Genomic DNA, 13,258 nt, shown 5'->3' on the forward strand with positions numbered 1-13,258 from the left:
ACACGGCACCACCTCTCGAAAGGACGCACCATGGCAAAGCAGTCGATCTTCGGACGTATCGCGCAACTGACCCGCGCGAACATCAACAGCCTGCTCGACCAGGCCGAGGACCCCAGCAAGATGCTGGACCAGATGGTCCGCGACTACACCAACAGCATCGCCGAGGCAGAAGAGGCCGTCGCGACCACGATCGGCAACCTGCGCCTGCTCGAACAGGACCACACCGAGGACGTAGCGGCCGCCGCGGACTGGGAGCGCAAGGCACTCGCCGCGAGCAACAAGGCCGACGAGCTGCGCTCGTCGGGCAACACGGTCGACGCCGACAAGTTCGACGCCCTCGCCCGCGTGGCCCTCGGCAAGCAGCTGCAGAGCGAGAAAGAAGCCAAGACCGCCGAACCGCAGATCGCCTCCCAGACCGACGTCGTCGACAAGCTCAAGACCGGGCTCACCGGCATGCGGTCCAAGCTCGACCAACTCGCCGCCAAGCGCGACGAGCTCAACGCACGCTCCAAGACCGTCGAGGCCCAGACCAAGGTCGCCGACGCCGTCCAGAGCATCGACATCCTCGACCCGACGAGCGAGATCAGCCGCTTCGAGGACAAGGTGCGCCGCGAGGAGGCCAAGATGCTCGGTCGTCAAGAGCTCGCCGCCTCGAGCCTCGACGCCCAGTTCGAGAGCCTGGACGACCTCGGCGAGCAGACCGAGGTCGACGCCCGCCTCGCCGCCCTCAAGCTCGGCGCGCTCGACAAGTGACCCAGCCGCTGCCCCGCACGTCGGCACCGGGGGACGACCCGCCGGTGCAGGCGCGCGGGGCGGCACCCCGCCTGATGGGCGTCGACGTCGCCCGTGGCCTCGCCGTGATCGGCATGTTCGCCGCCCACATGTGGCCTCGGCCGCTGCTCGACGAGCGTGTCTTCGACGGTCGGTCGGCGATCCTCTTCGCGACCCTCGCCGGAGTCTCGCTCGGGCTCATGTCGGGAGGCACCAGGCCGACGCCGCGCGGCGGTCGAGGGCGCGTCGTGAGCGGTATCGCCATCCGGGCCGGCCTGCTCATCGTGCTGGGCCTCGCGTTGCAGGCCTGGAACCCCTACCTGCTGGTGATCCTGCCGTACTACGGCGTGATGTTCGTCCTGGCGCTGGGGCTGCTCTACGCCCCTCGGGCCGTGCTGCTGGCGGCCGCCGCGCTGCTCGCCGCCGTGGCCCCGTGGCTGGCCTCGTCCGTCCCCGTCGACGCCTACGGTGACACCGCGCTGTCCGGCGCCGGCGGCCTCGCGACCCAGGCCCTGCTCGTCGGGGCCTACCCGGCGCTGGTCTGGACGCCCTTCCTGCTCGTCGGTCTCGCCGCGGCGCGCTCCGACCTGAGCCGCACCCGCACCCAGGTCACGCTCCTCGTCGTCGGGACGTCGGCCGCGATCGTGGGGTACTCGGCGCGGTTCCTGCCCGGCGCCTCCTCGGTCCCCTGGTTCGACCCGGCCGACCACGAGGGTATGCCGGCCGAGATCGTGGGCTCGGGCGGCGTCGCCGCCGCGGTGCTCGGACTGCTGTTGCTCGCCACCACCGCTCGCCGTCCCGTGACGCCCGAGGGCCCGGGACGCGGAGGCGCGGCGGCGGTCGTCCGCATGGTCCTGCGGCCTCTCGCGGCGACGGGCGCGCAACCGCTGACCGTCTACACGGCCCATGTGCTCATCACGGCGCCCCTGTTCACCCTGTACCGGCTGTCCGACCCGAGCGCGGCCTACGGCCTTCCCCTCGGCCACCTGGTCGCCGCCGCCGTCCTCACGCTCGTCTACGCGACCCTCTGGCAGCGCTTCGTCGGGCGTGGGCCCCTCGAGCGGGCGATCGGCGCGCTGAGTCGCCCCTGGACCTGGAGCACGGGCACCCGCCCGTGACAGACTGACGCCCGTGAGGTTCGTCGTGGTTCCACAGTGGCAGGGTTCTCCGTCGTCGAGGGCCATGCGGCTCGCCGAAGGCGCGTACGCCATCTTGGGCGATCTGCCGTCGTCCGCCACCACGCTGGTCGAGGTCCCCGTGGGTGCGGGCGATTCGTTGGGCACGCGGGTGCACCGGCTCTCGTCGGTGCTCACCATCGCCCAGTCGGTCGGTCGCGAACTGCGAGCCGACGACTCCCCCGCCATCGTCGTCGGCGGGGACTGCGGCGTCGAGTTCGCGGCCGTCCGTCACGCCCTCACGCCGCGCGCCGCCGTCGTCTGGTTCGACGCCCACCCCGACCTGCACAGCCCCCGCAGCAGCGAGAGCGGTGCGTTCAGCGGCATGGTGCTGCGGTCCCTGATCGGCGATGACGGCGAAGACCTCCCCACCATGGGCCCCGGCCCGACGCCCGAGCCGCTCGACCCCGCCCGGGTGATCCTCGCGGGGGCGCGTAGCTACGACGACGCCGAAGACCGCTACATCGACAGCCGCCACGTCCGCACGGTCTCGTCTCTCGACTTCGACCCCGCCGACGTGGTCGCCGCCGTCGAGGACTCCGGGGCCACCGAGGTCTACCTGCACGTCGACCTCGACGTGCTCGACCCGGGAGTCGTCGAGGGCTTGCTCGACCCCCAGCCGTTCGGCCTCGATCTCGGCGTGCTGATCGAGACGATCACCGCCCTCACCGAACGGTTCACCCTCGTCGGTGCGGGCCTCTGCTCGTTCGCGCCGGTCGACGCCGAGGCGGCCTCCGACGACATGGGCACGATCCTGCGCATCCTCGGGGCCCTGTCACGATGAGCGCCGACCCCATGAGCACCGACCGTCCGCGCGTCACGGTCGACCGCGACGGCCACGTGCTGCTGATCGGCCTCGACCGACCCGACAAGCGCAACGCCGCCGACCTGCGGATGCTGCGCGAGCTGGCCCTGGCTTACGGCGAGCTGGACCGCGACCCCGAGCTGCGCGTCGGACTGCTCTTCGCCCACGGCGACCACTTCACTGCCGGCCTCGACCTCGGCGACGTCGTGCCCGCGGTGACCGCCGAGGGTCTGGACGTCGTCCCCGAGGGGGGCCTCGACCCCTGGCAGGTCCACGGACGTCAGGTGTCCAAGCCCGTCGTCATGGCCGTGCAGGGCACCTGCCTGACGCTCGGCGTCGAGCTCGCGCTGGCGAGCGACGTCGTGGTGGCGAGCCGCGACGCGCGATTCGGCCAGATCGAGGTCAGCCGCGCCATCCTGCCGTTCGGTGGCGCGACGATCAGGTTGCCCCGCCGGGTCGGCTGGGGTGACGCCATGCGGTACCTGTTGACCGGCGACCTCCTGGACGCCGAGGAGGCGCGGCGCATCGGGATCGTGCAAGACCTGGTCGACGTCGGGTCGGCCTTCGAGCACGCCCTCGACCTCGCCCGACGCATCGCGGCGCAGGCTCCCCTGGCCGTCCAGGCCACGCTCGCGAACTCCCGGCTGGCCGTTCGTGAGGGCGACGCCGCGGCCGAGGCCCGGCTCCAGCCCGAGCTCGTGCGGTTGCTCGCCTCGGACGACGCCCGGATCGGGTTCGAGGCCTTCGTCTCGCGGACCGCCGCCGAGTTCACGGGACGCTGACCGCGCCTCCCCCATCGGCGACGCATGAAAGAAGACGCACGAAAGAGCCCGTCCACCCCGAAGGGTGGACGGGCTCGAGAACGAGGCGGATCGGTTTACTTGAAGACGTCCTTGACGTCTTCGCCGACCTTCTTGGCGGAGGCACCGGCCTGGTCCTTCTGACCTTCGGCCTTCAACTCGTCGTCGCCCTTGCGGTCGCCGAGAGTCTCTTTCGCCTTGCCGGCGATGTCCTGAGCGGCGTTCTTGATCTTGTCGTCGAGTCCCATGTGTGCCTCCTCGTAGGTTGACGCGCTCCGCCGCAACGATCGCGGTGGCGCGCTGATGTCTGGGACGCTACCCGCGCCTCCGCGATCTCGCTCGCCTCGTTCAGAAAACATCCAGGACTGTTTCACGAAACGGCCATGTCCCCCGGGCGGAACCGCCTGAGAACGCGAGATCTCGGGCGACTAGCGTCGGGGCCATGACGACTTATGACCTCATCGTGATCGGAGCCGGCGCTGTCGGTGAGAACGTGGCCGACTACGCCACCCGCAACGGCCTCAAGGTGGGCCTCGTCGAAGCCGAGCTCGTCGGCGGCGAGTGCTCGTACTGGGCCTGCATGCCGTCCAAGGCGTTGTTGCGTTCGAGCGCGGTCGTCCGCGCGGCCAAGTCGCTCGACGGAGCCAAGCAGGCCGTGACGGGCGACGTCGACGTCGCAGCCGTCCTGCGTCGGCGCGACTCGTTCACCAGCAACTGGGACGACTCTGGCCAGGCCGACTGGGTCGAGGGTGCCGGCATCGACCTGATCCGCGGGCACGCCACCATCACCGGTGTCAAGGAGGTGACGGTGAACGGCGAGGCGCACCAGGCGAAGTACGCCGTGGCCGCCGTGACCGGTTCGTCGGCCCTGCTGCCGGACATCCCCGGCCTCGCCGAGGCGAAGCCCTGGACCAGCCGCGAGGCCACCAGCGTGAAATCGATGCCGCAGAGCGTCGTCATCGTCGGCGGCGGCGTCGTCGCGGCCGAGATGGCCACGGCGTACCAGCAGCTCGGCTCGACCGTCACCCTGATCGCCCGCAGCGGTCTGCTCGGCGGGCAGGAGCCCTTCGCCGGCGAACTCGTCGGCGACTCGCTCCGCGGACTCGGCGTCGACGTACGCCTCGGCGTCTCGCCCTCGCACGTGCTGCGTACCGAGCACGACACGGTCGAGGTCAGCCTCGACGACGACTCGACGGTGATCGCCGACGAGATCATCGTCGCGACCGGCCGCGTGCCCCGCACCTCCGACCTCGGCCTCGAGAACGTCGGGTTGACCCCCGGTGAGTGGCTCGACGTCGACGACACCATGCTCGTCAAGGGCACCGACTGGCTCTACGGCGTGGGCGACGTCAACCACCGAGCACTGCTGACGCACCAGGGGAAGTACCAGGCCCGCGCGGCCGGAGAGGTCATCGCCGCTCGGGCGTTCGGCAAGCCCGTGCAGGCCGAGCCGTGGGGTGCCCACGTCGCCACGGCCGACGACGCGGCCGTGCCGCAGGTCACCTTCACCGACCCCGAGGTCGCGAGCGTGGGCCTCACCGCCGACGCCGCCGGCAAGCGCGGCATCGACGTCAAGGTCGTCGACTACGACCTCGCCGCCGTGGCGGGCTCGGCGATCCACTCGGACGAGTACACGGGTCAGGCGCGCCTGGTCGTCGACGAGTCCCGCAAGGTGATCGTCGGCGCGACCTTCGTCGGCCCGGACGTCAGCGACCTGCTGCACGCCGCCACGATCGCTGTCGTCGGCGAGGTGCCGATCGATCGCCTCTGGCATGCCGTGCCCTCGTACCCCACGGTCAGCGAGGTCTGGCTGCGCCTGCTGGACGCGTACGGACGTCCGTGAGGAACCCCCTGGTCGACTCCCCGATCTCGAGGATCGGTTGCGCCTGGGCGACGGCGGTCGGCCTCGTGATCGGGGTGCCGCTCAGCGTCGGACGCGTCCGCGTCGTCGGTGACCTGATCGTGTGCCGGGGACTGCCCCGCTGGGCGTTCAAGCGCGGGGGCACCTGCGTCGGTCGGGTGTACCTCACCCGGGACAACGACGGGCCGCGCGTCCTCGACCACGAGGCCGTGCACGTCCGTCAGTGGCGGAAGTACGGCATGCTGATGCCCGTACTGTACTTCTTGGCCGGCAGCGACCCGCTGTCGAACAGATTCGAGATCGAGGCCGGCCTCGAGAAGGGCGGATATCGATGACCCGCACCGTGATCATCACCGGGGCGAGCAGCGGCATCGGCCGCGAGGCCGCCCGCGAGCTCGCGAGAGGCGGCGCCGAGATCGGTGTGGTCGGACGCGACCCCGAGCGCACGCAGGCCGTGGCCGACGAGGTGGGCGGAACGGCCTTCCTCGTCGACTACGACCGGCTCGACGACGTCCGGTCGTTGGCCGAGCGGTTGCTCGACCGCTATCCGCGGATCGACGCCCTCGCGAACAACGCCGGCGGTCTCGTCAGCGAACGGGGCGTCACGGCGGACGGCTTCGAGCGCACCCTGCAGTCGAACCACCTCGCGCCGTTCCTGTTGACCCGGCTGCTCCTGCCCCGCCTCGTCGAGAGCGGTGGACGTGTCGTCTCGACGGCGAGCACGGCCAACCTGCTCGGCCACGTGCGGCTCGACGACCTCAACTGGTCGAAGCGGCGCTGGGGCGGTGGGTGGCGTCAGTACGGCACGACCAAGATCGAGACCGTCCTGTTCATCCGCGAGCTCGCGAAGCGCACCGGGCTCGAGGCGTTCTCGTTCCACCCGGGCATCGTGGTGACCGGATTCGGGTCGGACTCACGCTCCATGCGGGTCGCGAACGTGCTGACGAACGGCAACTACGGCATCTCGGCCTCGGCCGGTGCCGTGCCGCTGGTCCAGCTCGCCGGCCCGACGACGATCGCGGTCGAGAGCGGCACCTACTTCGACCAGCTGAAGCCACACGGCCGCCTGCACCGGCAGGCGACCGACCCTCTGCTCGCCGAAGCACTCTGGGAGCGCACCTCCGAGCTGGTCGGACTGCCCGCCGAGGTCTAGGCGCGGCCCGAGGACGAGACGCAGGAGGCGCGACCGACGTGGTCGCGCCTCCTGCGCCTCGGGGCCTCACGTCAGGACTCGGACCTGCCGACCCGCCAATAGCCCATGAAGGCGACCTGGCGCCGATCGATGCCGACCTCGCTGACGAGGAAGCGGCGGAGCGTCTTGATGGCGCCCGCCTCGCCCGCGAACCAGGCGTAGAGGTCGGAGCTGACGGCGGCGCCACGCGGGTCGTCGCCCTGGGGGACGTCCCACAGGAGGTCGTGGTCGACGTCGACCTCGCTCACCTCGACACCGTGGTGCCAGGCGGTGACGTACCGCGCAGTCCAACGACGTACCGCCACGATCAGGGCCTCACCGTGGCCGGACGTCGCCTCTCGACGGGGCAGCCAGTGGACGTCGACCCCGGGAGGCGCGACGAGATCGAGCTCGTCGGCCGCGGTCGGGATCTCGATGAAGACGCACCCCCGGGCGTCCGCCGGCAGCGCCTCGACGATGGAGCAGATGGCCGGGGCCGCGGTCTCGTCGCCGGCCAGCAGCACGGTGCGCGCGTCACCGGGTGACCACTCGACCCCGCTGCCCGTGACACCGCTGGTCGCGTCGGGACCGATCAGCACGAGTTCGTCGCCGACCCGGGCTCGACCTGCCCAGGCCGAGGCGGGACCGGTGTCACCGTGGCAGACGAAGTCGACATCGACCTCGCGAAGGGCGGGACGCGCGGCTCGCGCGGTGTACGTGCGGAACGTGTTCTGCTGCTCGGGCGGAAGCGCTCGCCACGCGGCGTACCAGTCGTCGGTGGGGAACGTGTCGTAGCCGGTGCCCTCGAGGGGCAGGACGACCTTGATGCGCTGGTCGAGGCCGTCGACGCCGAAGTCGCCGAGGTCGTCGCCCGTGAAGGTGATGCGCACGAACGACGGCGCGAGGCGACGGACCGCCGCGACCCGGACGCGGTAGGGACGGTGCGCCGCCTTCGCGGGGCGCTCGACGGTGGTGGTGGACGTGATCGTCATCGAGAGACGCCGGTCAGGCGGCGGCGGGCGTGCCGACGTGGAAGAGCTGGTGCAGGTCGTGCCGCAGGTCGTAGGCGAACGAGCGCGGGCCACCGATCCAGACGACGTGGTCACCCGTCGCCACGGTCTCGGGTTCGACGTACATCTCGCCGAGCCAGGCGCGGACCGCACGCTCGAGGGCCTGACCCGGGGCGCAGGCCGTGCTGGTGCCGGGCACGCCCGAGCGGCGGTCGCGGGCGAGCCAGGTGACGGTGACACGACCCGGCGAGGCGAGCGGCACGACGTCGTCGACGCTGTCGACCTCGACGAACACCTGACCCCGGGCGCAGATCGGCAGGACCGAGAGCATCTCTCGCAGGACGGGGATCGACGTCGCGTCTGCGGCGAAGAGGACGCGCAGGGCGTCGTGCGGCAGGGGCGGGTTCTGGTCTACGAGGAGCATGTCCTCTTCAATATAGGTAAGGCTTGCCTCATCCGCCACACGGGTCTCTCGATTGACAGCGACCTCGCTGCCGTGATGGTAGGTTCTGACGGGTTCGGGAGTCCGTCAGCGACGCCCGGCACAAGGGGCCGTACCGTGTCCGACAGCAACACGGTGGCGGATCGCGTGGACCGGTTCAGCAGCGACCGGGACTCCCCCGCCGAACGACCGGGTGGCTCCCCCGCGCCCCCGGTCCCTCGTCGCCGTGGACGATCCGCCACGGCCATCCCCGGAAGGCCCCACCAGGTGCGCACCCTCCCCCTCTCCGCCGCCGTCGCCGCGCTGTTGCTCGTCGCGACGGGCTGCTCGTCCACGTCGTCCCCCGACGGGTCGGGCACCCCCGACCCCGACGCGACCGTCACGGTCGGTCTCGTGCTCGAGCCGAGCGACCTCGACATCCGCAGCACGGCGGGCATCGCGCTCGACCAGGTGCTGATCGACAACGTGTACCAGGGTCTCGTCGGTCGCACGCAGGACAACGAGATCCGCGACGTGCTGGCCGCGAACCACACGGTCAGCGACGACGGCCTCGTCTACACGTTCACGCTGCACGACGGCGTGACCTTCCACGACGGCGCCGCCATGACGGCCGACGACGTCGTCTGGTCGCTGTCGCAGGTCAAGGACGACGCCTCGCTCGCCAACCACGCCGACCTCGCCGCCGTCTCGACCGTCACGGCGCCCGCCGCCGACACCGTCGTGCTCACGCTCTCGCGACCCGATTCGTCTCTGCTGTTCAACCTCACGGGGCGAGCCGGTCTCGTGCTGCAGCAGTCGGCGACGAACGACCTCTCGACCACGGCGAACGGTACCGGGCCCTTCGAACTGACGAGCTGGCGGCAGGGCGACAACCTGCAGCTCGGGCGCTTCGACGACTACTGGGGCACCCCGGCGAAGGTCGCGGGCGTCACCTTCCGCTACGTGACCGACCCGTCCGCCGCGATCAACGCCTCGATCTCGGGCGACGTCGACGTGCAGACCGCGGTCGACGCGACCCTGTCGAGCCAGCTCGACGGCGTCGACGGCATCACGGTCGAGAAGGGCAAGACGACCGACAAGTACACCCTCGCGTTCAACAACGCCGTCGCGCCGTTCACCGACGCGAAGGTCCGCGAGGCCGTGCGGCTCGCGATCGACAACGACGCGCTGATCACCGCCGTCGGCGGGTCGGCCGTCGACCAGGGCGGCCCGATCCCCGAGCTCGACCCCGGCTACGAGGACCTCACGAGCGTCGACGCCTACGACCCCGACGAGGCGAGGACCCTGCTCGCCGAGGCCGGCCACGACGGTGACCTGTCACTGACCCTCGAGTACCCCAACGTCTACCCGGCCGCGATCGGCGACGTGCTGACCACGCAACTCAAGGCCGTCGGCGTCACCGTGACGGTGCAGCAGGTCGACTTCAGCACCTGGCTCGACGACGTCTACGTGGACAAGGACTTCGAGCTCAGCATGGTGAACCACGCCGAGACCCACGACTTCGCGAACTGGGCGAACCCGGACTACTACTGGGGCTACGACAGCGCACCCGTCCAGCAGCTCTACGCCGAGTCGATCGCCGCGACCGACCCGCAGGTCGCCGACGAGAAGCTCGCCGAGGCCGCGAGGATCGTCTCGGACGACGCCCCTGCCGAGTGGCTCTACACGGCCACCACGCTGACGGCGATCCACGACGGCGTCACCGGGTTCCCGACGAGTTCGACCACGACCCGCCTCGACCTGGCCGACCTGGCCACGGCGGAGTGACCCGCTTCGTCATCGGACGCCTGCTCCTCTTCGTCGGGGGGCTGGCCGTCGCGAGCGTGCTGATCTTCGCGACGCTGCGGTTGCTGCCGGGCGACGTCGCCCAGGCGATCGCGGGGACGACCGGCTCGCCCGAACAGGTCGCCGCCCTCCGTCAGCAGCTCGGTCTCGACCGGCCCGTCGTGGTGCAGTACCTCGACTGGGCCGGCGGGCTGCTGCGCCTCGACCTCGGCGAGTCGCTCGTCACGGGGACGCCGGTGATCGACGAGGTCCTCGACAAGCTGGCCGTCACCCTCCCGCTCGCCGGCCTCTCGCTGGTCTTCGGGTTGCTGATCGGCATCCCGCTCGGCGTGACGAGCGCGCTCCGCCGCGGCCGCGCCTCCGGTGTCGTCCTCGGCACGGGCGCCCAGCTGTTGGCCGCCGTCCCGGTCGTCTGGGCGGGCATGCTGCTGATCGGCGTCTTCGCCGTGACCCTGCGGCTGCTGCCGACGCAGGGGTTCCCGGTCGACGGCTGGAGCGAACCCGGGCGGGCGCTGCGCTCGCTCGTCCTGCCCGCGCTCACCATCGGGATCGTCGAGGGGGCCGTGCTGCTGCGCTTCACGCGCTCGGCGGCGCTCGGCGCCCTCGACCAGGACTACGTGCGAACGGCCGCCGCCAACGGCATGACCCGGTCACGTGCCCTCGTGCGGCACGGACTGCCGAACGTCATGCTCAGCGTGGTGTCGATCCTCGGGCTGCAGGTGGCCGGCCTGATCGTGTCCGCCGTCGTGATCGAGCAGTTGTTCACGCTGCCGGGGCTCGGCCGCATGCTGGTGACCGACGTCGGTCGCCGCGACCTGACCAAGGTGCAGGGTGAACTGATGACGCTGACCACGCTGGTGCTGTTCATCGGCCTCGTGATCGACGTCGTGCACCGACGACTCGACCCGCGCCTGCGCGAGGGCGACCGATGAGGCGCGGCGCGTTCGTCCGCGAGCTGCTGCGTCGCCCGCAGGGCCTGTTCGGCGTCGGATGGCTCGCCCTCGTCGTCCTGTCGGCCCTGGTCAGCCTGTTCTGGACCCCGCTCGACCCCTTCGAGACCGACCCCTACTCGGCGTGGCTGACCCCCTCGCTGGCGCACCCGTTCGGCACCGACTCGGTCGGCCGTGACATCTTCAGCTACGTCTTCGCCGCCACCGGCACCACCGTCGTGGTCGCCGTCGCCTCGGGGGTGGTCGCCACCGTCGTCGGCGTGGGCCTCGCGGCCCTCGGGTCGTTGACGTCCCGCTGGGTGCGCGAGTCGGTCGCCGTGCTGATCGACGTGCTCGTGGCGTTCCCCACGCTCTTGATCGCCATGGCCCTCGCGGCGGCGTTCGGCGGGTCGCTCACCGTGGTGGTCGTCGCGGTCGGGATCGGCTACGGCGTGACGATCGCCCGGGTCAGCCGATCCGAGATCCGGCAGGTCGCGCGGACCGACTACGTGCTCGCCGCCCGGGCGAACGGACTCGGCACGGGGGCCGTGCTGCGACGTCATCTGCTGCCTAACGTCGCGCCCGTCTTCGTCGTCCAGCTCTCGCTGTCGATGGCCACGAGCGTGCTCGCCGAGGCAGGCCTGTCGTTCCTCGGCTACGGTGCCCCGGCCAACACCGCCTCGTGGGGCCGTCTGCTGAGCGACCTGCAGAAGTTCATCGGCGTGCACCCCGGCTCGGTCGTCTGGCCGGGGCTGGCCATCACGCTGACCGTCCTGGCGCTCAACCTGCTGGGCGACGCCGTGCGCGACGCGTCCGACCCGCGGCTGCGGTCGCGTCGAGGCGGCCGGGGCAGACCCGCCGACGGGTCGACGCCGCCGCCCGCCGCTCCCCCGCGCCCTGTCGCCCCGGGGGTCGTCTCGTGAGCCTCGTGATCGACGACCTGACCGTGACCATCGGCGACCGCCGCGTCGTCGACGGCCTCTCGCTCGACGTGCCCGACGGTGCGCGGGTCGGGCTGATCGGCGAGTCCGGCTCGGGCAAGTCGCTCACGACGCTGGCCGTCCTCGGCCTGCTGCCCGACGGCGCCCGCGCCACGGGCAGCATCCGGCTGGACGGACGCGAGCTGCTCGGGGCGTCCGAGCGCGACCTGGCCGGGCTGCGCGGCCGTGTCGTCGGCACGGTCTTCCAGGACCCCCGCACCGCCCTCGACCCCGTCGTCACCGTCGGGCGGCAGATCGCCGAGCCCCTCCGCCTGCACGGCCGCGTCGGTCGCCGGGATGCCCGCGCCCGGGCCGTGGCGGCCGCCGCCGAGGTCGGCCTACCCGACCCCGAGACCGTCGTCGACCTGTACCCGCACCAGCTCTCGGGCGGCCAACGACAGCGGGTCGGCATCGCGATGGCCCTGATCAACCGCCCGGGCCTCGTGCTCGCGGACGAGCCCACCACGGCGCTCGACGTCACGACGCAGGCCGAGGTGCTCGCGCTCTTCCAACGCCTCGTCGACGAGCAGCGCACGTCACTGCTCTTCGTCACGCACGACCTCGCCGTGCTCTCGCGCATCACCGACCACGCCGCGGTGCTCTCGCGCGGCCGCGTCGTCGAGCGCGGCCCCGTCGAGCGACTGCTCCACCGCCCCGAGCACGAGGTCACCCGGGGACTCGTCGAGGCCACGCGGGCGACGACCTGGAGGGCCTCGTGAGCGACACGACCACCGCACCCGCGCCTCCTCTGCTGATCGCCCGGGGCCTCACCCGCACGTTCACGCTGCCGCGCCGGTCGCCGTTCCAGCCGGGCCCGGTGCGTCACGCGCTGGTCGACGCCGACCTCGAGGTCGCGGCCGGCGAGAGCGTCGCCCTCATCGGCGAGTCGGGCTCGGGCAAGTCCACGCTCGTGCGCCTGCTGCTCGCCCTCGACCGCGCGACCTCGGGCACGGTGACCTTCGACGGCCGGACGGTCGCGCCCGACCGCGCCTCACGCCTGCGCTGGCTGCGTCGGCAGTCCGGGATCGTCCTGCAGGACCCCTACAGCTCGCTCGACCCCCGCATGCGCGTCGGCGACACGGTGGCCGAACCCCTGCGCGCCCTCGGCGTCGAGGGCGACCACGACCGCCTGGTGGCCGAGATGCTCGAACGCGTCGGGCTCGCCGCCGAGGACGCGGCGTCGTGGCCGCACGAGTTCAGCGGAGGACAGCGACAGCGCATCGCCCTGGCCCGGGCCCTCGTGCACCGGCCGCGGTTGCTGATCGGCGACGAACCGATGAGCGCGCTCGACGTCACCGTCCGGGCCCAGATCCTCGAGCTGCTGCGCGAGCTGCGCGACGAACGGGGGTTGGCGCTTCTGCTCGTGTCGCACGACATCGGGCTCGTGCAGCACCTCGCCGACCGGGTCGCGGTGCTGCGCGACGGACGCATCGTCGAGCAGGGGGTCACCGACGACGTGTTGCGCCGGCCGCAGCACCCCTACACGCGCACGCTCGTCGAGTCGGTCCCGACTCTCGACTGACGCGGGG

Annotated in this window: 15 protein-coding genes; 12 read left to right on the top strand and 3 right to left on the bottom strand. The window is 71.7% G+C overall.

What is annotated here, in order from left to right; genetic code table 11:
- Positions 1-30: 30 nt before the first annotated feature.
- From EDF50_RS03760 to EDF50_RS03775, 4 genes are read left to right on the top strand one after another with little or no spacing between them, the layout of a single operon-like run.
- A complete protein-coding gene (locus EDF50_RS03760; RefSeq protein WP_123518182.1) occupies positions 31-753 on the top strand; it encodes a PspA/IM30 family protein in 723 nt (240 codons plus the stop codon).
- Complete coding sequence (locus EDF50_RS03765) at positions 750-1,889, top strand: DUF418 domain-containing protein (RefSeq protein WP_123518183.1); 1,140 nt, start codon at positions 750-752, stop codon at positions 1,887-1,889. Before EDF50_RS03760 ends, EDF50_RS03765 begins: the two co-directional genes overlap by 4 nt.
- A gap of 13 nt (positions 1,890-1,902) precedes the next feature.
- Entirely contained in the window at positions 1,903-2,730 is an 828-nt protein-coding gene (locus tag EDF50_RS03770) for an arginase family protein (RefSeq protein ID WP_233570291.1), read from the top strand.
- Between the two features lie 11 nt (positions 2,731-2,741).
- Positions 2,742-3,533 carry a crotonase/enoyl-CoA hydratase family protein gene (locus tag EDF50_RS03775; protein ID WP_123518433.1) on the top strand — a complete coding sequence of 264 codons (792 nt, stop codon included), beginning with the start codon at positions 2,742-2,744 and terminating at the stop codon, positions 3,531-3,533.
- A gap of 95 nt (positions 3,534-3,628) precedes the next feature.
- On the opposite strand, the gene EDF50_RS03780 is transcribed toward EDF50_RS03775, so the two are convergent.
- Positions 3,629-3,799: a CsbD family protein gene (locus tag EDF50_RS03780; RefSeq protein WP_123518185.1), complete on the bottom strand. Its 171-nt coding sequence runs from the start codon at positions 3,797-3,799 to the stop codon at positions 3,629-3,631.
- 194 nt (positions 3,800-3,993) lie between these two features.
- Between EDF50_RS03780 and EDF50_RS03785 the strand changes: the two genes are divergently transcribed.
- From EDF50_RS03785 to EDF50_RS03795, 3 genes are read left to right on the top strand one after another with little or no spacing between them, the layout of a single operon-like run.
- A complete protein-coding gene (locus EDF50_RS03785) occupies positions 3,994-5,394 on the top strand; it encodes an NAD(P)/FAD-dependent oxidoreductase (protein WP_123518186.1) in 1,401 nt (466 codons plus the stop codon).
- Positions 5,391-5,747: a Fe-S oxidoreductase gene (locus EDF50_RS03790; protein WP_199738563.1), complete on the top strand. Its 357-nt coding sequence runs from the start codon at positions 5,391-5,393 to the stop codon at positions 5,745-5,747. The genes EDF50_RS03785 and EDF50_RS03790 overlap by 4 nt, the downstream gene beginning before the upstream one ends.
- Positions 5,744-6,565 carry an SDR family NAD(P)-dependent oxidoreductase gene (locus tag EDF50_RS03795; RefSeq protein WP_123518187.1) on the top strand — a complete coding sequence of 274 codons (822 nt, stop codon included), beginning with the start codon at positions 5,744-5,746 and terminating at the stop codon, positions 6,563-6,565. Before EDF50_RS03790 ends, EDF50_RS03795 begins: the two co-directional genes overlap by 4 nt.
- 71 nt (positions 6,566-6,636) lie before the next feature.
- Here EDF50_RS03795 and EDF50_RS03800 read toward each other — a convergent pair whose 3' ends face one another.
- Together EDF50_RS03800 and EDF50_RS03805 are read right to left on the bottom strand one after the other, a co-directional pair.
- Complete coding sequence (locus tag EDF50_RS03800) at positions 6,637-7,575, bottom strand: siderophore-interacting protein (RefSeq protein WP_123518188.1); 939 nt, start codon at positions 7,573-7,575, stop codon at positions 6,637-6,639.
- 13 nt (positions 7,576-7,588) lie between these two features.
- Positions 7,589-8,017, bottom strand: a complete 429-nt coding sequence (locus tag EDF50_RS03805; protein WP_123518189.1) for an SIP domain-containing protein — start codon at positions 8,015-8,017, stop codon at positions 7,589-7,591.
- 285 nt (positions 8,018-8,302) lie between these two features.
- On the opposite strand from EDF50_RS03805, the gene EDF50_RS03810 reads away from it, so the two are divergent.
- The 5 genes from EDF50_RS03810 to EDF50_RS03830 are packed head-to-tail and all read left to right on the top strand — an operon-like array spanning position 8,303 to position 13,251.
- Complete coding sequence (locus EDF50_RS03810; protein ID WP_233570292.1) at positions 8,303-9,802, top strand: ABC transporter substrate-binding protein; 1,500 nt, start codon at positions 8,303-8,305, stop codon at positions 9,800-9,802.
- The gene (locus EDF50_RS03815) at positions 9,799-10,752 is read left to right on the top strand and encodes an ABC transporter permease (protein WP_123518191.1); all 954 of its coding nucleotides are present in this window, start codon (positions 9,799-9,801) and stop codon (positions 10,750-10,752) included. Before EDF50_RS03810 ends, EDF50_RS03815 begins: the two co-directional genes overlap by 4 nt.
- The gene (locus EDF50_RS03820) at positions 10,749-11,672 is read left to right on the top strand and encodes an ABC transporter permease (RefSeq protein WP_123518192.1); all 924 of its coding nucleotides are present in this window, start codon (positions 10,749-10,751) and stop codon (positions 11,670-11,672) included. Before EDF50_RS03815 ends, EDF50_RS03820 begins: the two co-directional genes overlap by 4 nt.
- Positions 11,669-12,448, top strand: coding sequence for an ABC transporter ATP-binding protein (locus EDF50_RS03825; RefSeq protein ID WP_123518193.1), 780 nt, complete (start codon positions 11,669-11,671; stop codon positions 12,446-12,448). The genes EDF50_RS03820 and EDF50_RS03825 overlap by 4 nt, the downstream gene beginning before the upstream one ends.
- Positions 12,445-13,251, top strand: coding sequence for an ABC transporter ATP-binding protein (locus EDF50_RS03830; RefSeq protein WP_233570293.1), 807 nt, complete (start codon positions 12,445-12,447; stop codon positions 13,249-13,251). Before EDF50_RS03825 ends, EDF50_RS03830 begins: the two co-directional genes overlap by 4 nt.
- Positions 13,252-13,258: the final 7 nt, after the last annotated feature.

The sequence above is a fragment of the Frigoribacterium sp. PhB24 genome (assembly GCF_003755185.1).
Classification (GTDB): Bacteria; Actinomycetota; Actinomycetes; order Actinomycetales; family Microbacteriaceae; genus Frigoribacterium.